This is a genomic window from Luteibacter sp. (assembly GCF_009912395.1).
In the GTDB taxonomy this organism is placed as follows: Bacteria; Pseudomonadota; Gammaproteobacteria; order Xanthomonadales; family Rhodanobacteraceae; genus Luteibacter.
Genome location: NZ_WNDO01000043.1, coordinates 1 through 23,300, shown reverse-complemented (window position 1 = coordinate 23,300; position 23,300 = coordinate 1). Strand labels below are relative to the sequence as shown.

Below are 23,300 nucleotides of genomic sequence, written 5' to 3'. Positions count from 1 at the left end.
TGCGCTGCGAAAACGTGCCTTCGAGTAGCAAAAATGGCTCGCGGCACCCTCCAAGTTCGAACGATCGCAAACTTGCAATCAGGGGCACGAAGCAGCAACTTCTGTCGGCCAGTACTTCAGCAGCCTGCTAACGCGCCCAGTAGTCGCTCACGCCGAGCACCGCGCCGTTGCGGTCGACGGTGCAGATCGCGCGGCGGCCATCGCTGCCGCTCGTGAGCTCCACCTCGTAGACACCGCTGTCGACGCGGCGCGAGCCGCCGAGCACGATGGTCTGCCAGGGCCGCGCGAAGTGGACCGAGCCGGCCTGCACGCAGCCCATGTTCGAGATCGCCGGGGCCGTGCCGGCGCGGCCGGGCGGCGGCGCGCCGTAGGTGCCCGGCGGGCGGCTGTAGGGGGTTTCGCAGCCCGCGAGCAGCACGGCGATGCCGGCGCAGGCGACGAGCCAGCCACGCGGGCGACGATGGGTCTGGTGATTCATGCCTCGACTCCTCTTGAACGGTTGCTCCGACCTCGGCCATTGTGCGGGCTGGGGCCTGGCCGTGGAACCATGCCGAGGATCGCCGCCGCGCGTGGCACCCTGAAGACTCAGGCCCGGTCCGGGGCCGTCAGCTTCGCGAGCAGGCCGTCGACGCCGCGCTCGATCAGGTCGAAGGCCTCGACGAAGGCCTGCCGGTCGCCGTACCAGGGGTCGGGCACGTCGCCCGAGAGCCCGTCGGCGAAGTCGGTCAGCAGATGGATCCTGTGCGCCGTGCCCGCGGGCGCGAGACGGCGCAAGGCCGCGCAGTGCTGGCCGGTCATGCCGACGATGGTGTCGAAGCGCTCGAAGTCCGAGGCCCGCACCTGCCGCGCGCGATGCGCGGGCATCTCGATGCCGCGCCGCCGCGCCTCGGCCACCGAACGCGGATCGGGCGGATTGCCGCGCTCCTCGTCGGAGATCGCGGCGCTGTCGACCTCGAGCTGCGCGGCGCGGGCCTTGTGGGCGAGCAGGGCGTGGGCGGTGGGGGAGCGGCAGATGTTGCCGGTGCAGACGAACAAAACTGCGAATTTCTTCAATTGCGACAATGAGTTAGGTTGATTTTTGGGGTCCCAAACGCCCCTGCATTTTCGGACATTCGATCCCATATAAATCAACAACTTACCGCGCACTTTCTACCGCATCATTCCGCCGTCATCGCGTCGGCGGTGCGCTCACAGGTGGTGCCGGCGGCGCCCCGTTCGTCAGCAATGCGCGCCAGCTCTCCCGCTCGAACGTCAGCCCGTCCGAACAGGTCGGCAAGCAGATCGAGGGGGTCGGCGGCTGCCGGGCTTCCTTCGGCAGTGCTGGACGTCTGGCCGGCTCGGATGGCAGCACGGTAGGCGGCGACTTCGTCGCGCAACTGGCGCTCAGCAGCGCCAGCACGACCAGCGGCATCACGCGCCGCAGCAACTTGGGCTTGTCCATCTCGGGTCACTCCATCGACGCGATCGCGCCAGGTCTGTTCTTGGGTTCTGGCTGCACGCTCAGCCAGCCGGCCGGCCTCGGCCACGCTCGCGCGGTAGTCGGCCAGTTCGCGCTGGGCGGTGGCCGCATCGGATCGGGCGCCGGCAGCGCGCGTGCGCTCGATGCCGGCCACGCCCAGGGCCGCTACGAGCCCCAGGCCCAGCAGCCACAGCAGCGGCGTCTTCAGGTCAGGCAGCCCGATCACGGCAGCCCCAGGAATGCGCGCACGGCGCGGTGGTGCCCTTCCCATTCGGCGCGCAGCTGGGCACGCTTGGCGGGGGTGCCGCGGGTGTAGGCGCCCGGTCGCCAGGCGCGCAGGTAGAGCTGCCACGCCGCTTCGGTGTCCGTCACGCGCGGCAGTGCGCCGGGCTCGGTCCACAGCAGCAAGCGAGCGAACACGGCGCCGAGCATGTCATCGGCTTGCATGGCGACCCACACCGCCATGGACGAAGCTTCGATGCCGCGCTCAGCACAGAACCGCTGCGCCAGGTCTGCGCTCGAGCGGTGCGTCAGCACGCCCGTGATGCCTCCGGCCCGCTCGAACTGCCAGAACGACACGGCGGGCCCGTCTTCCTTGCCGCTGCTCGTGACCTGGCGACGATGTTTGAGCAAAGACTCCTTGAGGGAGATGGTCAGCATCTCCACATAGGCCTCCGAGCTGGTCATCTTCGGCGGAAGCCAGGCGAGCGCCGGCCTGACGGCCGAGGCCATCACTTCTTCGAGCGTCATGATCAGCCCCTCTTGTCCGCATTCGAGCCCGGCACGCGCTTCCAGTGCTTCCAGAAAACCGCGCACACGTAGAAGGCCAGTGCGGCCGAGACGAACAGGCCCCCCTCCGAGATCCAGCCTTGTTTGATGATCCGGCACCCCGTGCCGATGGCGCCCATGGCGATGGCCACCAGACCGACGCGCTCGGTGACGGTGTCCTCGATGCGCCGAGAGAACACCGCGAACGTGGCGCCGGCCGCAGTGATGAACCAGCACACGACCGAAGCAGCCGCGTGCAACGTGATGAAGATGCCTTCCATGTCAGACCCCCGCCCGTTTCTTGAACCAGTCGACAACGATCTGCCACAGCGTGCCGACGGGCGTGGTCTGAATCCACTCCCAGACGCGCGAGGCGATAGCCATGCCGAACAGGCCCATCAAGAAGCCGCCGAAGCCCTCAGGAATTCCCACGCGCGACGAAACGTAGGGGGCGACGTAGTAGCTCAGAAGGGCGCCGCAGAAGGCGGTGCTGATTCGCTGGGGCCAGGTGCCTTGCAGGAAGCGCATGGACACGAGTGCGCCAGCGACACCCGCGGCCTTCACCAGCAAGGCGTCGAAATCGATATTGGTCATGCCGTCCTTTCAGGCAAAAGAAAACCCGCCGAGGCGGGTTGCTGGTGAGCCGACAACGTCGGCTATGGGCTGGTTGCTCATACGAACAGGGTCGGGTCAGCAGCCCGCCGAGCCATGACACGATTCCAATCGGCATCCAGCGCATAGGCCGGGTCTCGCGCCGAGCGCGCCAGGTTCTCGATCATGGCGCGATAGAGTTTCCACTTCGACCCCGTCCCCGCATTCCCAGGATTTCCGAAGAAGCCGCAGGGTCCGAAACGGAACGCAGTGCCCGTGAGGGTTTCAGCGTTGTCTGCCCCGACAACACCGGCAACCACCTCGCGGCGACCAGCGGTATTGCGCAGCATCATCCCTGTGCCGGCGTCGTTGCGCCAATACGCCAAGAGCGTGAAAACTCCGCGGTCGGCGTCCGTCAGACTCAGGCCGAGCGACGAGATCGCGTTGATGGCCGTCTGCCGGGAGAAGGTCAGCGACTTGGTTGACGATGTACTCTGCCGCAGCATCAGCAAATCCGGGGCGTCGTGGTAGGCGTGTGCCCCGTTTGCCGATTGCATCATCGTATGGATGATCCCCGCCGACGTGTTCCAGTCTCCGACTGCTGGCGTCTTGATGTACATCGCGACGAGGAAGCGCTGCACCTTTCCACCATAAGCGGTCACGATGTCGTTGACGGCATCGGCAGGCGTGGCAATGTAGTTTCCAACCGCGTTGAGCGAAGCAGTCGGAGAAAAGTCAAAGCCCTTGCCGGCATAGAGAATGCGGTTCGGCGCGTCCACAGACGCCGCGCCATTGACTCCACGCATGGCGACGTCATAGATCGGCTGGCCGTTCACAGGATTCGCGCCAGGCTGGCGCCCAGCGATGGGGCCGCCCGGGTAGGAATACTCAAAGCCAGCATCGAATAGAAAGCGCGCCCCATCGTTCGGCGAATCAGCAACGAAGCGATCTTTCTTTGCCGGTCCCAGGTGATTGACAGGGTCAGCGTTGGTTCGCATGTAGATCCATCGACTCATCACATTCCTTTCATTTGAAGATGGTGCGCAGCCATCCCGCCGCGAGCGCGGGTTGGGCCTCGGTCAGGTTCGGATGCGTCAGGTCGGACATCCACCAGGATCGATTGGGATTCGCGTAGGCGTAGGCCGCGCCGAAGTTCGCAGGATCGCCGACGTCCCACTGCAGATCGACGAATCCATGGCGCCCCTGCAGTGCCGCGAGGCGCGCTGCCTCCGCGTAGCTAGTCATCGGGTAGGGGTTGGTGGTGCGGTTGTTTTCGGGCGGCATCAGCTGAAGAAAGAGACCGCAACGCCCGAGCACATTCAAATGATGCGCGCCCTCCGAGATGCCGCTATGGAAGAGGTCCAGACCATCGATCAGCAGATCAAGAGCCAAGGCGGCTGACCCGCCCTGTCGAGTGCGCCCCGATCACGAGAAGAAGCGCTATCAAGCAGAAGGCGTGAGCGCTGTCCCGCAGTGCTTGCACTTCCGAGCGTCTTTTCGCACGAGCTCCCGACACTCTGGACACCGCACATGCGTCTTCGAGGTGATGATTTGCCCCGCCTCGTCTCTCCCTGCTGCTGCCACGCCTACCCTCGGGAACGCCAAGACAAGAACGCCGCACACCACCGGAGAGAACACGAGGGAAAGCACAAACCATCCGAAGCCCGTGCGGCCCTTGCTGCTAGCGATCAAGCCGACTACGAACGCCAGGACGATCCAGCCAAAGAAGATTTCCATAGCAGCCTGCAGAATGCTGTGAGGGCAAGATGCTACATCGGACTTCTTACTTAAACACGGCAGATAGCGCCCGAAACGAGACCGGCATGAACGCCGGGTGCCGTGGGTCAGCCTGGACCACCAGCTCATCCGCTCGCTCGGAATCACGGTAGACACGCTGGGCAATGACCGTTGCCGGCATAGGGGTCGGCGTGGTGATGTCCATCAGTTCAGCCAGGTTCGCCCCGCGCCGTGTTAGGTCCGCGACCACCGCCGTCCTCAGGGCGCGCAGCGCTTCGAACGACGCATCCTCTCCCTGGTCGCCAGCGATCAAGATTTCTGCATCCAGCAGGTCTGTTAGCTTCGCCCGTAGCGCTGCTGCATCGTCGAAGGATGACGGCTGGTAGCTGCTCGACGCACGGCACAACGCCACCAGCGACGTGCGCCGGAACAGATCACCGCACCCAGACTGCATGGTCGTCATCGCCGCGCCAACCGCCGACACGGGAGTCGGGGTGCTCGGGTAGAAGTCCGCAAGCTCACTCAACATGTGCACCGCGTCCGCCGGGTCGCTCGTCGCGGCCAAGAGCATGGAGGCCACCTCCTGCGCCGCCGCTGCAAAGTCGCTGATGTCACTCAAGATGCGATCTCCTCGGCGGCGCTCGCGAGAGATTCGACAGCGCTGGCGACACGCGAGCGGGCCATGGTTCCGGCAGCGATCAGCGACGGGACGGTCCGAGCACCTGCCAAGCTGGCGTTCAGGTTGGTGAAGCCCCTCGTTCGCCCGGCGAAATACCGGCCGTTCGAGCCAGGGAGTGAGTTGACCATCTTCATGAGGTTCGTCGCGCCGTTCACGAGGGTGGACGCAGTGCCAGACCAGGCACTTGCCGTGCTGACGGCCATGCCAACTACTGCCGAACCCTGCGCGAGAGCACCGGAGACAGCACTTGAAAAATCCCCCGCGATAGCGGAGTCCGCAGCATCGGCCAGGGAGAGAACATCGGCCCCGGTGTCCAACTCCACCGACGGAAAGCTTCGCTCCCCCTCCTCGACGAAGGCGAATGCGATCTCGAACATACGCCCGTCGTCCCACCGCTCCTCCATCGAGGAATCGAGCAGTGAGACATTCAGTTCGCCCAGCGTCGGGTGAACAAGGGTCTTCTTGCCGGGCGACTCGCATGCCGCGATCAACTGCTCACGCTGCGCTATGACATCACGAGCGCCGCCATAGCGGGCGTTCTCAACCAAGAAGCCAGAGATCGAGATGCGGCGAGCGGCCCGCCCGAGGTCTTCCACCCACACTCGATCCTTGAACGGGTACTCGTGCACCGCGTTGCGCCGGCCCACGCGGATCTGTCCGCCGAACACGCCGAACGGCACCCCGCCGAATGAGGCCGGCTGCAAGCGGCTGCGCCATCCCGCGTCGAAGGCCGATCCGTTCAGTCCGTTGCTCGCGAAGATCCCCGAGAGGTTCGATGCAACGCCGATCTTGTCGAGGATGCTCATTGGCAGCCGATCATTGCTCCGTGACGGAGAAGCCTTCCCACTTGACCTCAATCGTGGCGTCGTCCGCCTTGGAGGTTTGGGTTTCGACGGTCCACATGTTCCGGCCGACGATGGTCTTGCCGTTCGCCAGTTCCGCGACCACGGTCACGTCGGTCATCTGGTTCAGGCTGGCGACGCTGAGGCCGCCTGCGTCTCGCAGGGTTGCCGCGATGTGGGGTGCATTGGGCGTTTCCTTGTAGCCGTGCACCCCGTCCTGCCCTTTCAGCGTCTCGCGCGAGACCATCGAGGGGCTGTACTCGAAATCTCCGCTGACCATGACGGTGATACCGTCCACGGAGACATAGGCCGTCCCGGCCAGGCGGTTGGTGTCGTTTGCCATGTTGGCTCCTCAGGAAAGTCGGAACTGGGCCAACAGCGCGAAGATGCGCAGTTGGGCAATCAAAGTGCCGGGCCACAGAACGTCGACGCGATTCGGGTTCTGGGCGTTCTGTTGGACGATCAGGTTCTGGGCGAACAGGTCGGCTCGCTGCACCAGGCCGGCGTACTCCAGTTCCTGATACGCGGCAATCTGGTCCATCTTGATGATGTTGGGCGTCACGACTGCCAATCCGGCGGCGAAGCGCGTACCGTCGGCCGCCAACTTCATCCGCGCGAACTTGCTGGTCACCCGCGTGCGCAGGAACCGCAGCACGAACATCAGCGTGAACATGGTCTCCACCTCCAGATAGCTGTTGTCGGGCTGGCCGAAGCTGTTCTTCTGGTAGGTGGTGATCGCGTTCTCGATAGACACGGTGCCATCGTCGGCCACCATGAAGGTGGAGATTCCGTCATACAGCAGCGTGTTGCGGTCGGTGAGCGGGAATCGGGACTGCAACGGAGGCGGCAGGATGCCCAGCAGCGCCAGGGTCTGTACCGGCCGGCCGGGATCGGCGCGAACGCTGACGGCCACCTGGGCGGCGAACGCAGATGCCCACAGCCAACTCGGCGTGGGGCTGTCGTTGAAACCCATGACCGACGCGTGCTGGTCGTTGCGACCGGTGCCGAAAGTGGTCAACGCGCCCACCGTTCCCCGATACGCCGCGAACACGTGCCCATACAACTGGCTCGACCAACTCCACCGCCCCACCTGATCGCCAAGGAGTGCCTTGAGCGCGTCCAGGCTGGTGGTATCGGTGTAGGGGCACACGATGAAGTCGAACGGCTTGTCGAGGAGGTTCTGCAGGCCAGCAGTAAGGCTCGGCGCTGTGGCGCCACTCGCCATCGGCGTGATGGTGTACGTCATACCCGTGGGGGCAGCCTCGCCGCCAGCCGAGCCCTGGTAGTTCACCCGCAGGTCGATGTCGTTGCCGCAAGGCCCCTTGTTGATCGCCGTGAAGGTGACCGTGTTGGTGGCCGCAACCGCCGTCACAGGAAGATTCGGCGTCGCGGTGGCCGCAGCAGCTATCGTCGAGGCGATTTGCGCCGTCGTCTGTGTGGACAGGACTGGGATGGCGACACGCACGCCTGCGATGTACAGGTAGAGCGTACCGTTCACCGTAGGCACCGCCGTTACCGCGAGCGTCCCCGTGGCAGCGACGGCGGCAGGATCATCGGTCAGCGGCAGATACCACACCTCGCCGAAGTTGTCGTTCTCACGGTACTTCGCGGTCATGAGATGCAGCATCGAGCCGGGTCCACCGACTTGTGCGGCATCGGCAACCCCTTGCGAGATCACCGGAATGTTCGCCACACCGGTTCCAGCCGCAGTCTTCTGGCCGATGATCAGCGCCCGCTGGTTCAGCGTCGCGGTGTTGGCCTTCGAGGGGTCCACTTCCGCATAGAAGAGGGGCACTCGGATGTTGGCCGGTAGATTCGCAAAGGGAATCGTCATGGTTGCTCCTGAAATGAAAAAGCCCGCGCTCGGCGGGCTGCTCGAAAGGTGACTGGGTGCTCAGCGAGGGGTGACGGGGGCGTCTGGCTTGATGGCTTTTTCCGCCTTCGGCACCGGAGCGGCCGGTGGTTCAGCTTCCACCACATCCCCATCACGCAGGCGGCGATGCCAGTAGTCAGAACTGGGCACATCGCGGCCTTCGTCAGGGAGGAGGTCTTTCAGATCAGGGTCGCGGATCTTCATGCCGGGGGCGGCTTTCACGTACATGGATGGCTCCTATTGCGGAAGTTGAATGTCGAGCGCGCCCTCATCCCGGCCGTCCGGGCCTGATGTGCGCGGCGCGGGTTGCACTGCATCGGGAAACGGAGAGTTCGGATACGTACCCTCGGCATCGAAAGGCTGTGCCATATCCAGATGGACGCCCATGCTTTCGAGCGGCACGATGGGCGGCGACGGCGGCGGCCATGGCGACTCCGGCGGCTGGATCAGGGTTGGGTCGAAGGTCTCGAACATCTCCCCCACCAAGGTCATGCGAAAGCCCGCGAGATGCGGCCCGCCCTCGGAGGTGATCTCCACGTCGGTCTGCACACTCGTGAAGCGCTGGACCGTCCGAGTGACCCAGTAGTCCATGAGCACCGCGTTCTCCACTGCGAAGGCGAGCGCTTCTATGGCATCCAACGCATCCTCCGGCGTCGAACGGGAGACCTGACCCTGAATGACGACGCTTGATCCGGTGACGAACGTCGCCTGGCCCGTGGTGTTCGGAGACTTCTGCTCCGTCGGCGTGTTGACAAGCAGCGCAGGCAGCTTCTCCGAAGGGGTCGGCCACACGCCAGGCGATGCAATCGTCTTCACGCCAGCGGATGCCTTCAGCGGCTGCAACGCGCCCAAGACAGCCAGGCGGAGCATGCGCCGCGCCAGCATGGGCTGAGCCAACGGATTCGGCCCGCTCATAACGAAGGACGATTCAACAGTAGCTTGGCGGCGCCGTGGCCGTCAAGCTGCGTCTCGCGGATGATGAATGTGACGCCAGTACGCACCACCTGCAGTTGGTCATCCTGCAGCGGCACCCGCGGGAACGCGCTGAGTCGGATCCCAAGCACCGGTGTCTCCGTCGTGACCGCCATCCCCCCGGCCAGGTCCACCTCACGGTAGGCCTCGTCGAAGATGCCCTCGGTGGGGTACGACGCGCCGCCCTCCGGGAGGTAGATGACCGGCTCAGCGAAGACCCCGTGCACCGGGCCCAGCACCAGCGCGTCCCAATCGATCATCAGGCGCCTGCCTTGCCCGACAGCAGGACTTCGGGGCGGGTGCAGAGGTACAGCGGATAGCTGTAGGCCTCCATCTTCCACCACATGCGGCGATCCCGATCGGGGATCGGCAGCACGTACACCGGAGCGCCAGGCTGGTTGATGAACTCGGCCGACTCGCCGGGCGCCAACACCTCTTGGAAGATGCCGGGCGCGTTCACCGGGAAGAACTTCACCTTGTCATCGGGGATCTTCACCGAGCTGTTGTCGTCCGAACCGCGGTAGTTGACCCAGGTCACACCATCGAACTCGACCGCGTTAAACGCATCGCCGAACGTGTCGTCGCGCAGCCGGCGCGCATCCTCGAAGTTCACGAACGTTCGGATGACGTCTGGGTGGTTGACGAATGCGTCATAGAACGTGTCACCGCACAGCGCCATGACCGAAGTCGTCTGAGTGAACGCACCTTGCGCCTTGCGGGCCATGGTGCGCTTGATGCCGTTGATGATCGGGCGCAGGCTGTTGGCCGTGCCTGCAGCCAAGTTGAAGGCGACCTCAGCAGCCTGCGTGATCTGGAACTCATCGAACCAGTTGTACAGGACGCTGCCGTCCTTCGGGTCGAGCACCATGCCCTGCACAGCCGCGAGGCGCAGGTATTCCTTGGTGTATTCGACGTTCGCGAGCAAGCCGGTCGGACCAGCGAGGCGACGCGCGACCTCACGCTCCAGTTGCATCGGGACTGTCACGATCTGGCCCGTCGGGCCCTCCGGAAACTCGCGGATGTTCTGGAGTTCGTAGGTGTGGATCGTGTCGTCGTGCATCAGCCGCGGCACGTCGAAGTAGCGCATCTTGCGCTTCTCGGTCGTGCGTTGCGTGCCCTCAGCACCGCGCTGGCTGAACCCGATGAGCTTCAGCACACCGGTACGCTCTTCAACCGACACCGCCGTGGTGCGGATGGGATTCGGGTCGAAGATGTTGAGGCGACCGAGCGCGCCCGGCTGGTACGGGTTGCGCTGAACGCCCTGGGTGAGGGTCAGCGCGCTGAATGCGTCGCCATTGAAGATGTCGATGATTTCGGCTGGCATAGCAGTTCCTTCTGGAAAACAAAAGCCGCCCGAAGGCGGCCTCAAAGGTTGGTGGGATGGATCAGCGGCCGATGATGCCGAGGCCCGCGAGGGTGGCAAGGCCGGTAGTGATGGCGCCGGCATTGAACGACGCATCCCAGATCAGTTCGCTCGCATTGACTTCGCAGTCACGGCGAACCACAAGGCAGGGCTTGTCGGCTGCGGTCGCGTCCTTCGTCCCGAAGAGGATTCCGGCAGGCACCTGCGACCCGTCGCTGGCGGTGCTGACGCAGGTGATGTACTTGCCCGACGCAGTGATCTTGCCGACGATGGTTCCGGCGAGGACCTTCGCACCAGCGATCAGCACGCCCTGGTCGACGTGGCGGTGCCCGTTGGGCTGCGAGACGAGAAAGCCGCCGTCGTGCCATTGCTCGACGAGAGGGGTAACGGTGGGGTTAGCCATGGTTCAATTCCTTTGTGGCAATGAGTTGATGATCAGCGGCGACCAACCTTGGCAGCAGACTGCAGATGTTGATCCCATCGCGCAGCGGTGGCCTGTTGGGGCGTCGGCTTGGCGCCGCCGTCGGCGCCGACCTGCGGATTGCGTGCGGCACGCCCCACATACCCAGCAGCCGCAGGGGCCGGCGTGCTCTCCAGCAGCGCAATCGCCTCGCGACGCGGCATGCGGCCCTTGAACGCCAGGTTGGCAGCAAGCACAGGGTTACGAGCGGCCGCGGGCGATGCGAAGATTGCTGCGCAACGGCTCTGCTCGCGGCGGCGAGCCTGCGCAGACGCCGAATTTCCGCGCATTTCCTCGTCCTTGTCTTCGTCGTCCCCTTCGGCCTTGGCGCCCTTCTCTTCGTCGTCCTTTTTCTCGGGTTGATCGCCTTCGGCCTTGGCATCATCCTCTTCGCCCTCGGCGGACTTGTCGTCGTCTTCGTCTTCCTCTTCAGCCTTGGCCTTCGCGTCCTTCTTTTCCTCGTCATCTCCCTCGGCGGCCTTGGATGCCTTGCCGCGGCCGATGCCGCCCAAGTGCGCGAACGAGAAGGCGTTCGCCACCGCTTTTTGCAGACTCATGTCATTTCCTCTGGTGGTGGTGGTTCAGCCCAGCTCGGCGAGCAGGACTCGGAAGGCCTCGTCCGGCGCCATGACGGCATCGGCGAGGCCCGCATCGACGCCAGCGGCGCCCATGTAGGTTGCGGCCTGGGTGGCCTTGATCTTGGATGCGGCGATGCCGCGATTGCGGGCCACCGTCTCGACGAACAGTTCGCCGAGTTCATCGATGTCGGCCTGGAACCGGGACGCAGCCTCTTTCGACAACGGGTTGTACGGGTTGCCGTCGGCCTTGCGATCGCCGTACTGGAAGATTCGCACCTCCACGCCGGCGCCCTTGAGGGCCTTCGAGTACTCCGCATGCATGCTGATGACGCCGATGGAGCCGACGCCGCCAGTGCGCGGCACGATGATCGAATCGCACGCGCTGGCGATGGCGTAGCAGGCGCTGTAGGCCATGTCGTCGCAGATCGCGGTGATCGGCTTGTCGCCCCGCGCCTCGTAGATCGCATCTACGAGGTCGAAGCAGCCGGAGACCTCGCCACCCGGGGAGTTGCAGTCCAGCACCACCGCGCGCGCGCTGTCGTCGTTGAGCGCCATCATCAGGTTGTGCCGGATCGCGTTGTAGCCCAGCATGCCCGAATAGGGCCGCAAGCTGCTGCTCTTGTGAACCAGGGTCCCGCACACGGGAACCACGGCGACCCCACTCAGGACCTCGTAGCCGCGCTCATCGGCAGGTTCACTGAAATCGTCGTCCTCGCCATACCAGTCGCCCATCTTCGCGCCATCGCCCCCCTGGATCGTCACGCTGGTGATGTCGAGGCGCCCGGCGAGGGCCCGGGCAATCACTTTGCCCTTCGTGGGGTGGATTGCCAGCGGCACGCCGAAGATGCGCGCGGCGGAAAAGGGATAGGGTTTCATGGTTGCTGGGCCTTCGATTCGCTGTCGTCCTTGAAGAAGTCGCCGGTCCCTTGGATGGCGGCCCATTTCGGCGGCGGCAGGCCGCGCTCTTCGTAGGCTTTCTGTTCGATGGCCCGTTGGTCCGCGACCTCTTCCCAATCGACACCCTGCTCCGCCCCTTCGCTCTCCAAGGTCGCCAGCCCCGCCTCCATGCGTAGGACGCTGCCAGCCGGCTCCTTGACGGGATCGATCCAGCCGCGGGCGGGGCCGAGCCAACGGCAACGCGCGTAGGCGGTGGCGGCCTCGACGAAGCCAGGTGCTCCGGCAGGCAGTGGCAATTCCCCGTTCTCCATCGCTTCGCGCAGCCAGAGCGCATAGACCGGCGTCGCGAAATTCGTAGTGAACTCCACCCGCCGGCGCATCAGCGTCTTCCAACTCTCCATGAGTGCGGCACGCGCGCTGCTGTAGTTCGTGCGCGACCAGTCCTGCGTGATCTGCTCGCGCGAGAGTCCTGTGGCAGCCGAGTACAGCCCAAGCATCTCGTGGGCGAAGTCGGCAAAGCCAGAGTGCGGGTGCGGGCTGGCGACCGAGGAAATCGTTTCGCCAGGCGCGAGGGTGGGGACCTTGATCCCGTTGAAGTACGCCGGCCGCTCCTGCGCCCATTCGGCGCGTATCTGCTGGTAGGCGTTGAGCTCCTGAATGGCGCCGTCATCAGCGCCAAGCGCCTCCTGCACCAGTGCGGGGTCATATGGACTCGTCACATAGGTGCCCAACGCGGCCGCCAGGGACGCCTGCTGAAGCTCCAAGCCGTAGTAGCGCGCCAGCATCTTGGCGTGCGACAAAATCGGCGTGAAGGCACTCAGGCCGCGGTGCTGGCCGGCGCGGTCTCGGTCGAAGTCGTGGATCACGCGCGTGAACCCGTCCTCATCCTCGAACGGCACCCGCTCCCATGTATTCGCCTCGACCGACAGATACCAGTCGTTCTGCTGGGCGCGTCGGATGTGCGCCGCGACCCGCTCTCCGGTCTCTTCATCGATCTCGATGCCGCCGCGCATATTCTTCGTGTCAGGCCCCTGCATCGGGTTGCCCAGGCGGTCCGGATCGACCAGCCGGAAGCAGGTCGCATAGTCAGCCCCGCCGTAACCCACACGTTCAGGCATCCAGTACGCCAGCGCCAGCCCTTCACCATCGATCAGCTTGTGGCGCATGGCGAGGCGGAACTGCTGCCCCATGGTCAAAGCCCGCTCCACGTCGTTCCAGCGACCCAGGCTTTCCGAATAGCCGCGCCACAAGGCCTCTGCTGCGCGCTGAAATTCCATGGCCCACATCGCATCGAAAGCCCCGCCGAACCGCGCCTTCAACGCCCGATAGTCCGGCGATGCGGAGAGACGCAAATGCGTCCCGACAACGTTGTCGAGAATGCGAGTGACGCCGCCTGTGGACCATCCATCGTTTCGCACCTGATCGCGCGTTCGCGCCACCATGCGGTCTCGGAAGGGGTTGATCTCCGAGTCGGGAGATCGAATCCACGGCTGCCAGTTGCCCATCTCCTGGCTGGCTAGATTCGAGGCCTCGTAGGCGAATTGCGAGCCGCTGGGCATGCTGAAGAAGCCAGGCGCAGCATCGGCGCGGGTGCGCTGGGGCATGCTCAACGGCTTGCCGTTCGCATCGAGGATTCGAATGGGTTGGCTCATGTCAGAACACCGGCCGCATCGGTGCACGGCGATTGATGCACTGCCCGGTCAAACCATCGATCTGCGTCTGCAGCGAAAGGATGGCCTGCGTGAGATCGGCAATGTTGGCCTGGGTGTAGGTCACCGTCCGAGCGCCATCGCCCTGCGTATAGGAGGCTGAGGCAACCTTCCCGCCGGCCATCAGGTCCAGGTATGCCTGCTGCAAGGCTGCCAGACGTGCCTGAAGGACCTCGACGCTGATGCCGTCGAGGATGCTGGTGCGGCGCATCTTCATGCGATCCGGCGCAGCAGGTCTGCCGGCTTCATCTTGGCGACGTGGCTGGCGAGATCGAAACGGACTCCTTCGGCGACGATGGCGCGCATCGCGTCCATGGACACCGATAGACGCACATCGCCCTTCTCGATGATCACTTCGCCCTTGAACTCATCGTCATGGTGGAAGGTGACGTGTCCGATCTTGCGGGAAATCATCATGATCAATCCTTCATGCGAGCCTGGAGATCAGGCTCTTCTTTGCGGCCGGTCTAGCCGATAGGGCTGCCGCCCCCTCAGGTGATGGATCAACGCTCTCAAGCGGAACGGATATGGCATCCCTCCCAGCCTCGGGTGGCGCCGGCAGCACGATCTCAGCGCGCCGATTTAGCTGCAGCCCGAAGTGCAGCAGACCGCACAGTGCCGCGTAGGCATACACCCGGCAGTCGGCCGCTTCGTTGGCCTTGCCGCTCGGGGTCTCCCAGATGCGCACCTTGCGGCGCCCGATGTCCTTCAGCGTCAGCCGGTCGGCCGTCAGCTGCTGGAAGTAGCCGATATCCCGATCCGCGGGGAAGTGCATGTAGCCCGGCGCTGCCTGGTCTGGCGCCGGAGCAGGAAGCAACAGGCGCGTGCGGATCGTGTCTCGCGCAGCGTTGCCTCCGATGACCACAGGACGGAAGCTGGCCTTCGTGCGCCGGTTCGGCTTCTTCGTGGGCCATACGGGATTACGCTGCCCATCGCGCTCCGACGCACCTTTGATCGCCCAAACCCGACGCCCCAGTCTCGCCTTCGCAAAGCTGTAGACCGCCTGCGTGTGGTGGCCGCCAGAGTCGATGCATGCGGCCATCACCTCGAACGTCCGGCCGTCAGCGCGGCGCCATAGCCGCTTCAGGTATGCATCGAGCTGCGCCTGGGTGGCAGGGTCGGAGAACTCGCCGTCGATCACGTGGTAGTCGATCGACCAGCTCTCCTCATCCTTACCCCACCCCACCAGTTCGAGTTCGATGCGGAAGTCCTGCACGTCGATGCCCAGCGTGAGCAAAGCGACGCCATGCGGCACTTCGGCCTCGAACACCTCACGTCGAGAGAGCAGCGTGTCAACCGCCAGCGCCTTGCTGGCGAGGGGCCGATGAGGGAGGCCGAGTTGGGTGTTCCACCACGTCAGTTCACGGTCGACATCGCCCTTGGCATCCAGCCACTTGGCGGCAATGTCGCTCGGCTTGTCCTTCTGCCAGGGGCTGAAGAGCTTCGACGCCTGGAAACCAGCGTGCTCGTTGTCCACGCCCCACTTGCCGCAGATGGAGCAGCGGGCTCGATACACCGCGTATCGTCCCTCGCTCTGATCCTCCCACCAGTCCCATACGGCCACAGTCGCGGCGGCGCTATCACCCAACTCCGTCCAGAGCGAGCCATAGGCATCGAGCGGCACATGCCGCACGCTGCAGCAGTCGAATGGCTTGGTTTGATGCCACCGCGCCGTCTTCAGCGCATGCAGTCGGTCACCCTCTGACCAGGCAGTCCCGCACGACTCGCAGACGATTCGCGCCGTCTTCGGAAGATGCTCGAGCACCTGGCCCTTGTCGTCCCGGCGCTTGTCCCAGTCCACATGCTTGAAGAAGTCCGGGAACATTCGGTGCCCGCAGTGCGGGCAGGCGATGGACGCCTTGCGCTGGTCGCTGGCGATATAGCTCGCCGAGATCCGGCTTTCATCCTCAATCGTCGGCGAGCAGGCCCGCACGGACAGCCAGTTGACACCGAACGTCGCGGTCCGCTCTTCGGCCAACGCGATGGGGTCGCCCTCTCGCGTGACCGGGTACTTGTCCACCTCGTCGGCCAGCAGCACCCGAATGGGCCGCCGCGCCAGGTTGTCAGGACTGCCGGCGCCGGCCAGCGCGAGGAAACCGCCGGGGAACGCCTTGAACAGCAGCGTCTCGTCGCTGTTCCGGGTCTTCGTCACCCCCACCAACTCCCGCAACACAGGCGTAGCTCGAAGCAGCGGTGAAATGCGCTCCTTGCTGAACTGCTCGGCTGCATCCTCTTTCGGCTGAAGCAGCAGCATGGGACACGGGTCGAGGTGAGCAAAGTACCCGAACACGTTCTCGAGCAGAGCCGTCTTCAGCAACTGCGTGCTCACCATGGTAGTGATCACATGGACGCCCGGCTCCATCACCGCCAGCATCGGACCGCGGGCGATCTCCACCGTCGAGGTTGACCAGTTACCCGAGGTACTGCCGGCCTCCTTCGCCAGCTTGCGATACCTGTCAGCCCAGGCCGGGACGCTGATGCGTGGCGGCGGCGTCCATCCGCGGCGCAGTGCGCGGCGTACCCGCTCGACCTTATCGCTTGACAAACTCACCCTCGGGCTCCCCGAGGTCGGCAATCTGCTTGTGGACATGCGGGGTCAGCGCCTCCGTCACCTTGTCCGCCTCGATGCCCAATGTGGCGGCCAGCATCGGCCCGATCCGCGCGGGGAAGTTCAACCATGCATCCCGCGCTTGGCGCGCGCCCTCGAACAGGACCTGCTCGGCCAGTTGGACCGCAATAAGCGACCCGTCTTTTTGCTCGTACTCCAGCTTGTTCAGCAGCGCCAGGTAGTTCTCCTTGACGCGCCGGGCCTCTTCGAAGTCCATGTCCGCGCCGGTCAGCGCAATGATCTTGGCGGCGGCGACGGTCGGAGAATCCCCCTCCTCCACTGTTAACCGCTCGGTGTTAACCGCCGCTCGGTTAACAGGCTGGTTAACTGCTCGCGCCCTCTTGATCGGAGGCTGCTTGCGGTACTTCGCCAGCATCTCGTCAGATGCCTCTACGTCTACGTTTTCCCCAATGAAAACGATCCAGCCGCGCTCCTTCCATTTCGTCACCGCCGGCTTCGAAACTCCGTGCCGGCGAGCAAATTCAGTGAGCGAGCAAGCCGTCATGTGTTAACCAAATTTCAACCCCCAGCGCTGGGAAAACATCGCGGCGCGCAATGCCCGCGTTGCACCGTATTAGGGGAAGGACCCGTGATTTTTTTACAACACAGCGCCCTCGCCCAACCTGGGTGCATGCCGTGCCCGCGGGCCGCCTCCGGGCCATCAACGGGCTGTGGCGATGGCGCGACCAAGCGCCTTGCCCATCACTCGGTTGAAGTTCGAGCGCACCAACCGCTCCGCCCTAGACCTGTAGTCCAGGTGCTGCTTGATGGGGTGGGCGTCTGCGAAGCGGATCAGCAGCTTCAACGATGACGGCTTGCCTTTTGCAGGCTTGGTGCGCTGCCACACTCCGCGGATCTCTACGCCGTCCTTGCCCTTGATGCCACCGATGAAGGTGTTGCCCTTCGCCTTGAGCTGAGCCAGTTTGCTCTTGTTGAGGTTGCCGTACTGGTTGAGAGGCGTGCCCACCGGCTTCAGCAGCGCCTTGCTGTTGAGCTTGTTCTTTCCGCCCTCTTCGTAGGGCTGAAGATAGGCTGCGGCGATGTCCTGAACGAACACCACCGATTGCAAGTTGTCCTTGCGCGCGCCCTTTACCTTGACCGACTTCACCGTGAATGGTGTGGGCCGGTCAAAGACCGAGGCCATTGCCTGCTGCTCACCCCTCTGGACGATTCGGGCCAATTCCGTCAGCCCCTGAGCCGTGGCAAAGGGCATCTGCTTGTACGCTAGCGCAGAGAGCTTGCGCTCCATCTGCTTCACGTTGGCGTGAACGTTGATGTCGAACATCAGCGCACCACGCGCACCCGAATGGCCTTCAGCAGCACGCGGGCCAGCTTTTCAGGGTCGGGCTCGGCGCTCATGAGAGCGGCGACCAGCGTCAACGTCGCGACATACCATCTGAACCACCACGCAACCGCGATCTCGACGGTGATGGCTCGAGTCTTCATGTGCGGCGGCTTCTGGTGGGCCGGACACGCCGCCGGCATCCCCGGGAGACTGGGGTGTGTAGCCGGCGGCGGACACGGGGCAGAGGGTTATGGTTCACCCAACTGCTGGAGCTCGAGCAACCCAGCGGAAGGCAGCAAGAAGGGAACGCTGCTTGCCGGGACGAAAGCACTCGAAGGGATGAATTCGGAAGCCCGGCGATCGGGGCAGCGGCTGGCGCTTGGTCCTGTGGGCCAGACCTGGCCCGGCGCTGGCTTTCAAGCAGGCGCTTCGACATCTTCCAGCCGGCTGTCACCGAAAGTGGTTGCGATGGTGGGATTCGAACCCACGGCGACACGGCTCAGGCGAGGTTGCAGGCCTCTCGCCGAATCGCTACCTGCGTACCAATAGACCACTCTGGCACATCGCGAAAAAGGAAAAGCCGCCTCAGTGGGCGGCTTGTTTTGGACGTACCTCTGCCGTCCGAGGCGGATACTATTTCAAAAACTCATGCCATGCAAGCGCATCAATCGCGAGGAAAGTGCGTGTTGATCCACCCGCTCGCCGCCCCGAACCCACGCTGGACAAAAGAGCCACGGGTGATCTCAGTGATGAACACCGTGTCGCCGTTCAGCAGCACGCGATCGAACGAAAGATTCCACGGCTTGATGTTGGTGGCAAAGACGAAGCCAATGCCACCCGGCACGGGGAACTGCTTGAAATCACCCCCCGAAGCCTCGCGGATCACGTCCACGATCTTCGCGTGTTCGTAGGTAGGCTTTGGCAAGCCGAAGACAGCAAAAAAGCAAGGGACTTCTTCCATCACATCCCTCCCGCCGCGAGAAGGCGGCGCGTTAGGATGTTACGCGCCTCGAGCACGACTATCGCCCGCTCCATCTGGTCTTTCGGCAGCCGCGGGCTATCCCACACCGAAGCTCCCAACGCGAGGTTCTTGGCGAGGCAGTAGATGGCGCTGCGGTAGGCGCCATTCCGGCCACCCGGGTTGGGCTCGTCGGGCATCTCACTCACCTGAAAGTCGACGGCCTCCATCAGCCGGCCATTGAGCTCGGCGTCGAAGGCATCGGAGGTGGTGTCGAAGGTCCGCGAGGCCTTGACGTTGCGAAACATCGGATCGGCGCCGCACACCGGCACGGGACTGAACCCCATCTGCCAGCGGTGCCAGCGCTTCAGGAGATCGTCCAGCGCGGCGGCGCACTCGTCGAACTCCTCGTCCAGGTCCAGCACGGAGATCGGCGCCGGCTTGGGACGTGGCTGCGCGCTCGCGCGAATGCGCTGCGCTCGAAGATGCGCGCGCCTCGCCCGCCAGGCATCGATCATGCTTGCGGCGAATTCCATGGGTCCTCCTTCTCGTCGGCATAGAAATCCACCACTGCAAAGGCTTCGACAGTGATGGTGGTTCGGTCTTGGTTGGAGACAAAGGCGGTCGCCGGCCGCATTGGCTGCAGTTCGATGCGGCTGGCGGGATGGCCCCAGCCTTGATCGAAGACGGCGCGCACGGCTTCGTGCTGGTCGCGGCTCATCCCTGCGGCTCCTCGGGGCCCATGGGGCGCAGGCCGGGCCAGAGCGACGCGCTGTCCTCGGGTTTCGAACGAGCGCGGATTTCCTCAGCGCACAAGGCGGCACCATCTGAGATTCCCTCGGTGTGCGGGTTGTACATGCAAGCCTTGTCGATGGGCTCGCTGCGTCCCTTGTAGAGCCGCCAGTGCTCTGTGGCCATTGCGTCGCACGACTGCGCGCACTTTTCCCTTTCGTGTTGCACGCCCGCCTGGAAAGCTGCCTGCCAGATGTCCCAGGAGATCTGCGCTCGCCCCGACGCGCGGGCCTCGTTGGCCCACAACTCGTATTTCTCCCGCATGGCAGTCATACCATCACCTCATCCCGGCTCGGGGCCGGCAGGCGCTGCAGGGTCTCGTCTACGGCGTCGTCGCCTGGGTCGCGGATGGGGCGTAGCCACTGATCGCCGATGGGACCGCCATTGACTATCACCATGCGACCCATCGGGTTCTCGCCCACCAGGCGCCCCTCAACAGCCCAAAATTCGCCATGCGACGCTGCTAAAAATGAGATGCCGTCCAGCACCATCTCTTCGCCGCGAGCGAGCAGCCGAATGCAGCGAACGATCCTGTCGCGATTGGGCGACGTGGATGGCCCGATGATCCGAGCCAAATCTCCTGGCTTGCAGTTCAAAGCGCACCTCCTTCGGCGATGGGTTGAATCTCGACGGTCATGAATCCCTTGCCGAGCGGGGCCGGCGCTTGGGCGTAGACCCAATCGATCGACTTGTCAGCGTCGTCTCGGCCGAGCCACCCAGCGACGGCATCGCGCGGAGCCTTCAGACTGCCCTGCAGGTTGTCGCCGTCGAGCCCCTTGCCGGCCATGCAGCGGGTCAGGATTACGCGGACGGGGCCGGCCGGCGCTTGCTGCTTGCGAAGCGACCAACCCACCACGCTCTTCTCGTTCTTCACGCGGCGTGCACGCGCGAAGTGGTGCTCGCGGAGGTTCATGCCGGGGCCCAGTTTTAGGTTGATGGTGAAAATCACAGGCGTCCTCCCCTTTCTTCGTAGCATTCGTCCCAGTAGCGACGGGCGCGTGTTCCCGGCGCATAAGGACAGTCATCGTTTCGCGTGGAACATTGATCGGCGGTCGCCCAAGCCTCGGCTTTGATTAGCGCCATCCTCTCCTCGGTCAGGGGCACATCAGCCATTGAGGCCAGATCGCGCAGCCACTCGCTCATAGCATGAGTCCCACGAACAGCGAACCGACCGGGCGATGTGCAACGGGATGCCCAGCGCGGTACTTGCTGACGATCGTCCGGCTGTAGCCGAGGCGAGCCCCGACGGCGAGCCCCGTCTCAGGCGAAAGCAGGATCTCCTGAACGTGCTCCGGCTTCACCGTGGTGCGCGCAAGTGCGATGCGTCGATTCGCAAGAATGCGCGCCAGTTGTCCCTTGTGCTTGCCGGTCTTCGCCGTGAACCGACCCCACTCCGTGCCTGTACCGCATCGCGCGTGCGAAGGGTTGACGCACTGCTCGTTGCGGCAGGTGTTGTAAACGATCAGGCCATCTTTCACGCCCTTGCCTTGCGCCATCTGCCAGGTCGCCCGGCGCCCGGTCTGCGCCTCCATAACCGGGTCCATGGCCTGCACGAGGGCGGCGATGATCTTGGCCCTCGGCCTGGGCGACTTGAACGCGACGGCCAGCGCAGCATTCAGGCGCTGCTCGGTGGCGTACAGATCCGGCGCGTAGATGCGAGGGATGTCGCTCGACCGCGCACCCGTCCAGACCCAGCAGCCGGTGATTTCCTCTATTTCGCATCGCGCGCGGACTTCATCCAGCGTTCTCATGCTTCCTCCGTGTAATGCCGACTCGGCGGCTTCTTGAAAACGAGTGGCTCCGTGGATTCGCCCCACGCCTGCACGTCGCCTTCGAAGTTCAGCGCAAAGTCACCCGTCCGGCCCTGCCGGTTCTTGGGGACGTCACAGCACAGCAGGCGGCTGCCGTCGGGACGTTTGGTGTTATTACTGAGCAACATCACCACGTCGGCGTCCTCTTCGATGGCGCCGGATTCCTTCAAGTCACTGAGCTGCGGCCGTCCGCTCGTGCGCTTCTCGACTTCCCGGCTCAACTGACTCAGCAGCAAGATGGTGATGCCGAGCTGCTTCGACAGGCTCTTGGTGCCGCGGCTGATTTCTTCGATCTCGTGGTGACGGTTGTCGGCCGACCTGCTCGAGGAGCACAGCTGGAGATAGTCGACCACCAGCAGCTTGATGTCGCTCTGCCGCTTGAGCATGCGCGCCTTCGCGGCGATGTCCATGAGGCTCAGCGCCGGCTGATCGTCGAAGTGCAGCGGCATGGTGCGCATGGCCTCCACGGCATCCGTGACGCGCGCCCATTCGTGGTCCTGCAGCTTGCCGGTGATCAGGCGACCGAGGTCCACGCGCCCGACGTTGGCAATCGCGCGCTGCAGCAGTTCCTCCTTGGTCATCTCCTGCGACAGGAAAGCCGAGGCGTGGCCATCACGGCCAAGGTTGATGCAGAGCTGCTCGGCCAAGGAAGACTTGCCGATCGAAGGCCGCGCGGCCAGAACGATCTGCTTGCCTGGCATCAGGCCACCGCCGAGCATGCGGTCCAACGTGGGAATGCGTGTTGGGATACCTGGATCGACGCGCCCCTCGGACAGGTCGCTCAGCCGATCCAGGAAGCTGACCACCATGTCCTGCACCGGGACCGGCATGCTGCGGCGCCGGTGCACCTGCAGCTCCTGCAGCCTGGCTTGGGCCTTGTCCAGGCGCTCCACCACCGGGCTGCCGGCCGTGACGGCGATCTCGCGAACATCGTCGGCCGCGGCCACCAGGCCACGCATCAGCGAGCGCTCGGCAACGATCTCGGCGTGACGGCGCACGGCGTGCACGCTGCTGACCGACTGGGCGATCTCGTTCAGGCTCGACAGGTCGATCCCGTCGCCCTGGCCGGCCGTCTGCAGGTGCTCGTGCACGGTGATGATGTCCACGGGCTTGCAGGCCAGCACCATCGCGCCGATGGCGCTGAAGATGCGCCGGTGCTGGTCCGAAAAAAACTGCTCGGCTGCCAGCACGTCGCCGACCCGATCCCAGCAGCCAGCGTCCAGCATCAGGGCACCGAGCACGCCAGTCTCAGCCTCGGCCGACCAGGGGATCGCATCCCCGGGTAGTTCACGCGGGTGCATGCTCTGCCTCCCGTGCCTTCGCCATGCGCGCGTCGAGGACCTGCCGCTGTTGCAGACCATTGGGCGACCACGTCGCCTCGCCCGCCTCGCTCACGTACCACAGGCCGTACCAACGATCCTTGACGCTGTTGGCGAAGGCGGCGGCCCAGTCCACGTACTTCTTTGGCTTGACCTTCGAATTCGGGTCGACAATGTGCCGGTCTTTGAACACGAGCCAGGCCACCTGGCGCATCTCGTCGGTGATGCCGGCGTCCTCGCAGTAGGTCCGGATCGGATGATCAGCCGGCACCGGCCTGCGGTCTTCCGCTCGACAGATGTCGAGGTATGATCTTGCCCCTGATTTACGGACACCTATCTAAGCGACATTGGCCAGCTCGTACTGCTCTGGGCTGAGGTAGCCCAGGGTCGAGTGCAGCCGGATCCGATTGTAGTCAACCTCAATGTAGTCAAACACATGAGCCTTGGCCTGCTCCCGTGTGGCGAGGTGTTCACCATGGATGGCCTCGACCTTCAGACTGTGGTTCCAACTCTCCATTGCTGCGTTGTCGTAGCAGTTGCCTCTGGCACTCATGCTGGCGATCAAAGCGTATTGCTCCAACAGGGCGCGGTGCTCGCGC

The 23,300-nt window shown here is 64.3% G+C and carries 36 protein-coding genes and 1 pseudogene; all 37 read right to left on the bottom strand.

The genetic code is table 11. From position 1 onward, the window contains the following. Window positions 1–127: 127 nt before the first annotated feature. Complete coding sequence (locus GAK28_RS23985) at window positions 128–478, bottom strand: hypothetical protein (RefSeq protein ID WP_291785245.1); 351 nt, start codon at window positions 476–478, stop codon at window positions 128–130. Between the two features lie 107 nt (window positions 479–585). After that, on the bottom strand, window positions 586–1,035 hold the full coding sequence (locus GAK28_RS23980) for a low molecular weight protein-tyrosine-phosphatase (protein WP_291785243.1): 450 nt from the start codon (window positions 1,033–1,035) through the stop codon (window positions 586–588). Between the two features lie 122 nt (window positions 1,036–1,157). After that, window positions 1,158–1,685 (bottom strand): DUF2514 family protein, encoded by a 528-nt coding sequence (locus GAK28_RS23975; RefSeq protein WP_291785241.1) that lies wholly within the window; start codon window positions 1,683–1,685, stop codon window positions 1,158–1,160. Next, window positions 1,682–2,209 carry a hypothetical protein gene (locus GAK28_RS23970; protein WP_291785239.1) on the bottom strand — a complete coding sequence of 176 codons (528 nt, stop codon included), beginning with the start codon at window positions 2,207–2,209 and terminating at the stop codon, window positions 1,682–1,684. Before GAK28_RS23970 ends, GAK28_RS23975 begins: the two co-directional genes overlap by 4 nt. Window positions 2,210–2,211: 2 nt before the next feature. Continuing rightward, window positions 2,212–2,508: a hypothetical protein gene (locus GAK28_RS23965; protein WP_291785237.1), complete on the bottom strand. Its 297-nt coding sequence runs from the start codon at window positions 2,506–2,508 to the stop codon at window positions 2,212–2,214. Between the two features lies 1 nt (window position 2,509). Beyond that, entirely contained in the window at window positions 2,510–2,821 is a 312-nt protein-coding gene (locus GAK28_RS23960) for a hypothetical protein (protein ID WP_291785235.1), read from the bottom strand. 77 nt (window positions 2,822–2,898) lie between these two features. Next, window positions 2,899–3,834, bottom strand: coding sequence for a hypothetical protein (locus GAK28_RS23955; protein ID WP_291785233.1), 936 nt, complete (start codon window positions 3,832–3,834; stop codon window positions 2,899–2,901). A 10-nt stretch (window positions 3,835–3,844) separates the two neighbouring features. Further along, entirely contained in the window at window positions 3,845–4,210 is a 366-nt protein-coding gene (locus tag GAK28_RS23950) for a hypothetical protein (protein ID WP_291785232.1), read from the bottom strand. A gap of 391 nt (window positions 4,211–4,601) precedes the next feature. Then, window positions 4,602–5,174 carry a hypothetical protein gene (locus GAK28_RS23945; protein WP_291785230.1) on the bottom strand — a complete coding sequence of 191 codons (573 nt, stop codon included), beginning with the start codon at window positions 5,172–5,174 and terminating at the stop codon, window positions 4,602–4,604. Beyond that, window positions 5,171–6,040 (bottom strand): DNA circularization N-terminal domain-containing protein, encoded by an 870-nt coding sequence (locus GAK28_RS23940; RefSeq protein ID WP_291785227.1) that lies wholly within the window; start codon window positions 6,038–6,040, stop codon window positions 5,171–5,173. Before GAK28_RS23940 ends, GAK28_RS23945 begins: the two co-directional genes overlap by 4 nt. Before the next feature lie 10 nt (window positions 6,041–6,050). Then, complete coding sequence (locus GAK28_RS23935) at window positions 6,051–6,419, bottom strand: phage tail tube protein (protein ID WP_291785225.1); 369 nt, start codon at window positions 6,417–6,419, stop codon at window positions 6,051–6,053. A gap of 9 nt (window positions 6,420–6,428) precedes the next feature. Next, window positions 6,429–7,910 carry a phage tail sheath subtilisin-like domain-containing protein gene (locus tag GAK28_RS23930; protein WP_291785223.1) on the bottom strand — a complete coding sequence of 494 codons (1,482 nt, stop codon included), beginning with the start codon at window positions 7,908–7,910 and terminating at the stop codon, window positions 6,429–6,431. Between the two features lie 60 nt (window positions 7,911–7,970). Continuing rightward, entirely contained in the window at window positions 7,971–8,177 is a 207-nt protein-coding gene (locus GAK28_RS23925; RefSeq protein ID WP_291785221.1) for a DUF2635 domain-containing protein, read from the bottom strand. 9 nt (window positions 8,178–8,186) lie between these two features. Further along, window positions 8,187–8,819, bottom strand: a complete 633-nt coding sequence (locus tag GAK28_RS23920) for a hypothetical protein (protein WP_291785219.1) — start codon at window positions 8,817–8,819, stop codon at window positions 8,187–8,189. Window positions 8,820–8,860: 41 nt separating this feature from the next. Further along, a complete protein-coding gene (locus tag GAK28_RS23915; protein WP_291785217.1) occupies window positions 8,861–9,181 on the bottom strand; it encodes a hypothetical protein in 321 nt (106 codons plus the stop codon). Continuing rightward, a complete protein-coding gene (locus GAK28_RS23910) occupies window positions 9,181–10,245 on the bottom strand; it encodes a major capsid protein (protein ID WP_291785215.1) in 1,065 nt (354 codons plus the stop codon). The genes GAK28_RS23915 and GAK28_RS23910 overlap by 1 nt, the downstream gene beginning before the upstream one ends. Window positions 10,246–10,306: 61 nt before the next feature. Next, window positions 10,307–10,687 carry a head decoration protein gene (locus tag GAK28_RS23905; RefSeq protein WP_291785213.1) on the bottom strand — a complete coding sequence of 127 codons (381 nt, stop codon included), beginning with the start codon at window positions 10,685–10,687 and terminating at the stop codon, window positions 10,307–10,309. A gap of 32 nt (window positions 10,688–10,719) precedes the next feature. Continuing rightward, the gene (locus GAK28_RS23900; RefSeq protein WP_291785211.1) at window positions 10,720–11,283 is read right to left on the bottom strand and encodes a hypothetical protein; all 564 of its coding nucleotides are present in this window, start codon (window positions 11,281–11,283) and stop codon (window positions 10,720–10,722) included. A gap of 42 nt (window positions 11,284–11,325) precedes the next feature. Next, window positions 11,326–12,198: a S49 family peptidase gene (locus tag GAK28_RS23895; protein WP_291785209.1), complete on the bottom strand. Its 873-nt coding sequence runs from the start codon at window positions 12,196–12,198 to the stop codon at window positions 11,326–11,328. Continuing rightward, complete coding sequence (locus tag GAK28_RS23890; RefSeq protein WP_291785207.1) at window positions 12,195–13,871, bottom strand: phage portal protein; 1,677 nt, start codon at window positions 13,869–13,871, stop codon at window positions 12,195–12,197. Before GAK28_RS23890 ends, GAK28_RS23895 begins: the two co-directional genes overlap by 4 nt. Before the next feature lies 1 nt (window position 13,872). Beyond that, a complete protein-coding gene (gene gpW, locus GAK28_RS23885) occupies window positions 13,873–14,145 on the bottom strand; it encodes a gpW family head-tail joining protein (RefSeq protein WP_291785205.1) in 273 nt (90 codons plus the stop codon). Continuing rightward, window positions 14,142–14,345 carry a hypothetical protein gene (locus GAK28_RS23880; protein WP_291785203.1) on the bottom strand — a complete coding sequence of 68 codons (204 nt, stop codon included), beginning with the start codon at window positions 14,343–14,345 and terminating at the stop codon, window positions 14,142–14,144. The genes gpW and GAK28_RS23880 overlap by 4 nt, the downstream gene beginning before the upstream one ends. Window positions 14,346–14,355: 10 nt before the next feature. Then, a complete protein-coding gene (locus tag GAK28_RS23875) occupies window positions 14,356–16,479 on the bottom strand; it encodes a terminase gpA endonuclease subunit (RefSeq protein WP_291785201.1) in 2,124 nt (707 codons plus the stop codon). Then, the gene (locus tag GAK28_RS23870) at window positions 16,460–16,984 is read right to left on the bottom strand and encodes a hypothetical protein (RefSeq protein WP_291785199.1); all 525 of its coding nucleotides are present in this window, start codon (window positions 16,982–16,984) and stop codon (window positions 16,460–16,462) included. The genes GAK28_RS23875 and GAK28_RS23870 overlap by 20 nt, the downstream gene beginning before the upstream one ends. A 213-nt stretch (window positions 16,985–17,197) precedes the next feature. Next, entirely contained in the window at window positions 17,198–17,821 is a 624-nt protein-coding gene (locus GAK28_RS23865) for a hypothetical protein (RefSeq protein ID WP_291785198.1), read from the bottom strand. Then, on the bottom strand, window positions 17,821–17,982 hold the full coding sequence (locus tag GAK28_RS23860) for a hypothetical protein (protein ID WP_291785196.1): 162 nt from the start codon (window positions 17,980–17,982) through the stop codon (window positions 17,821–17,823). The genes GAK28_RS23865 and GAK28_RS23860 overlap by 1 nt, the downstream gene beginning before the upstream one ends. A 299-nt stretch (window positions 17,983–18,281) precedes the next feature. After that, window positions 18,282–18,389: pseudogene (locus GAK28_RS23855) on the bottom strand. A gap of 96 nt (window positions 18,390–18,485) precedes the next feature. After that, window positions 18,486–18,782 carry a hypothetical protein gene (locus tag GAK28_RS23850; RefSeq protein WP_291785194.1) on the bottom strand — a complete coding sequence of 99 codons (297 nt, stop codon included), beginning with the start codon at window positions 18,780–18,782 and terminating at the stop codon, window positions 18,486–18,488. Further along, the gene (locus tag GAK28_RS23845; protein ID WP_291785192.1) at window positions 18,782–19,315 is read right to left on the bottom strand and encodes a hypothetical protein; all 534 of its coding nucleotides are present in this window, start codon (window positions 19,313–19,315) and stop codon (window positions 18,782–18,784) included. The genes GAK28_RS23850 and GAK28_RS23845 overlap by 1 nt, the downstream gene beginning before the upstream one ends. After that, complete coding sequence (locus GAK28_RS23840) at window positions 19,294–19,500, bottom strand: hypothetical protein (RefSeq protein ID WP_291785190.1); 207 nt, start codon at window positions 19,498–19,500, stop codon at window positions 19,294–19,296. The genes GAK28_RS23845 and GAK28_RS23840 overlap by 22 nt, the downstream gene beginning before the upstream one ends. Then, entirely contained in the window at window positions 19,497–19,835 is a 339-nt protein-coding gene (locus GAK28_RS23835) for a hypothetical protein (protein ID WP_291785189.1), read from the bottom strand. Before GAK28_RS23835 ends, GAK28_RS23840 begins: the two co-directional genes overlap by 4 nt. Window positions 19,836–19,840: 5 nt before the next feature. Further along, window positions 19,841–20,167 (bottom strand): hypothetical protein, encoded by a 327-nt coding sequence (locus GAK28_RS23830; RefSeq protein ID WP_291785187.1) that lies wholly within the window; start codon window positions 20,165–20,167, stop codon window positions 19,841–19,843. Beyond that, entirely contained in the window at window positions 20,164–20,520 is a 357-nt protein-coding gene (locus GAK28_RS23825; protein WP_291785185.1) for a hypothetical protein, read from the bottom strand. The genes GAK28_RS23830 and GAK28_RS23825 overlap by 4 nt, the downstream gene beginning before the upstream one ends. Before the next feature lie 190 nt (window positions 20,521–20,710). After that, window positions 20,711–21,322: a hypothetical protein gene (locus GAK28_RS23820; RefSeq protein ID WP_291785183.1), complete on the bottom strand. Its 612-nt coding sequence runs from the start codon at window positions 21,320–21,322 to the stop codon at window positions 20,711–20,713. Beyond that, a complete protein-coding gene (locus GAK28_RS23815; RefSeq protein ID WP_291785181.1) occupies window positions 21,319–22,683 on the bottom strand; it encodes a replicative DNA helicase in 1,365 nt (454 codons plus the stop codon). Before GAK28_RS23815 ends, GAK28_RS23820 begins: the two co-directional genes overlap by 4 nt. After that, window positions 22,670–22,972 carry a hypothetical protein gene (locus tag GAK28_RS23810; RefSeq protein WP_291785178.1) on the bottom strand — a complete coding sequence of 101 codons (303 nt, stop codon included), beginning with the start codon at window positions 22,970–22,972 and terminating at the stop codon, window positions 22,670–22,672. Before GAK28_RS23810 ends, GAK28_RS23815 begins: the two co-directional genes overlap by 14 nt. Window positions 22,973–23,038: 66 nt before the next feature. Then, window positions 23,039–23,300: IS3 family transposase (locus tag GAK28_RS23805; RefSeq protein ID WP_291774508.1), on the bottom strand; the 262-nt coding region annotated here is incomplete at its 5' end.

Excerpts from the sequence above, each read along its gene's own strand:
- GAK28_RS23985 (WP_291785245.1), bottom strand. The coding sequence starts at position 478 with ATGAATCACCAGACCCATCGTCGCCCGCGTGGCTGGCTCGTCGCCTGC.
- GAK28_RS23970 (WP_291785239.1), bottom strand. The coding sequence starts at position 2,209 with ATGACGCTCGAAGAAGTGATGGCCTCGGCCGTCAGGCCGGCGCTCGCC.
- GAK28_RS23965 (WP_291785237.1), bottom strand. The coding sequence starts at position 2,508 with ATGGAAGGCATCTTCATCACGTTGCACGCGGCTGCTTCGGTCGTGTGC.
- GAK28_RS23960 (WP_291785235.1), bottom strand. The coding sequence starts at position 2,821 with ATGACCAATATCGATTTCGACGCCTTGCTGGTGAAGGCCGCGGGTGTC.
- GAK28_RS23955 (WP_291785233.1), bottom strand. The coding sequence starts at position 3,834 with ATGAGTCGATGGATCTACATGCGAACCAACGCTGACCCTGTCAATCAC.
- GAK28_RS23940 (WP_291785227.1), bottom strand. The coding sequence starts at position 6,040 with ATGAGCATCCTCGACAAGATCGGCGTTGCATCGAACCTCTCGGGGATC.
- GAK28_RS23935 (WP_291785225.1), bottom strand. The coding sequence starts at position 6,419 with ATGGCAAACGACACCAACCGCCTGGCCGGGACGGCCTATGTCTCCGTG.
- GAK28_RS23930 (WP_291785223.1), bottom strand. The coding sequence starts at position 7,910 with ATGACGATTCCCTTTGCGAATCTACCGGCCAACATCCGAGTGCCCCTC.
- GAK28_RS23925 (WP_291785221.1), bottom strand. The coding sequence starts at position 8,177 with ATGTACGTGAAAGCCGCCCCCGGCATGAAGATCCGCGACCCTGATCTG.
- GAK28_RS23920 (WP_291785219.1), bottom strand. The coding sequence starts at position 8,819 with ATGCTCCGCCTGGCTGTCTTGGGCGCGTTGCAGCCGCTGAAGGCATCC.
- GAK28_RS23915 (WP_291785217.1), bottom strand. The coding sequence starts at position 9,181 with ATGATCGATTGGGACGCGCTGGTGCTGGGCCCGGTGCACGGGGTCTTC.
- GAK28_RS23910 (WP_291785215.1), bottom strand. The coding sequence starts at position 10,245 with ATGCCAGCCGAAATCATCGACATCTTCAATGGCGACGCATTCAGCGCG.
- GAK28_RS23905 (WP_291785213.1), bottom strand. The coding sequence starts at position 10,687 with ATGGCTAACCCCACCGTTACCCCTCTCGTCGAGCAATGGCACGACGGC.
- GAK28_RS23895 (WP_291785209.1), bottom strand. The coding sequence starts at position 12,198 with ATGAAACCCTATCCCTTTTCCGCCGCGCGCATCTTCGGCGTGCCGCTG.
- GAK28_RS23890 (WP_291785207.1), bottom strand. The coding sequence starts at position 13,871 with ATGAGCCAACCCATTCGAATCCTCGATGCGAACGGCAAGCCGTTGAGC.
- gpW (WP_291785205.1), bottom strand. The coding sequence starts at position 14,145 with ATGAAGATGCGCCGCACCAGCATCCTCGACGGCATCAGCGTCGAGGTC.
- GAK28_RS23880 (WP_291785203.1), bottom strand. The coding sequence starts at position 14,345 with ATGATGATTTCCCGCAAGATCGGACACGTCACCTTCCACCATGACGAT.
- GAK28_RS23865 (WP_291785198.1), bottom strand. The coding sequence starts at position 17,821 with ATGTTCGACATCAACGTTCACGCCAACGTGAAGCAGATGGAGCGCAAG.
- GAK28_RS23860 (WP_291785196.1), bottom strand. The coding sequence starts at position 17,982 with ATGAAGACTCGAGCCATCACCGTCGAGATCGCGGTTGCGTGGTGGTTC.
- GAK28_RS23850 (WP_291785194.1), bottom strand. The coding sequence starts at position 18,782 with ATGGAAGAAGTCCCTTGCTTTTTTGCTGTCTTCGGCTTGCCAAAGCCT.
- GAK28_RS23845 (WP_291785192.1), bottom strand. The coding sequence starts at position 19,315 with ATGGAATTCGCCGCAAGCATGATCGATGCCTGGCGGGCGAGGCGCGCG.
- GAK28_RS23840 (WP_291785190.1), bottom strand. The coding sequence starts at position 19,500 with ATGAGCCGCGACCAGCACGAAGCCGTGCGCGCCGTCTTCGATCAAGGC.
- GAK28_RS23835 (WP_291785189.1), bottom strand. The coding sequence starts at position 19,835 with ATGCGGGAGAAATACGAGTTGTGGGCCAACGAGGCCCGCGCGTCGGGG.
- GAK28_RS23820 (WP_291785183.1), bottom strand. The coding sequence starts at position 21,322 with ATGAGAACGCTGGATGAAGTCCGCGCGCGATGCGAAATAGAGGAAATC.
- GAK28_RS23815 (WP_291785181.1), bottom strand. The coding sequence starts at position 22,683 with ATGCACCCGCGTGAACTACCCGGGGATGCGATCCCCTGGTCGGCCGAG.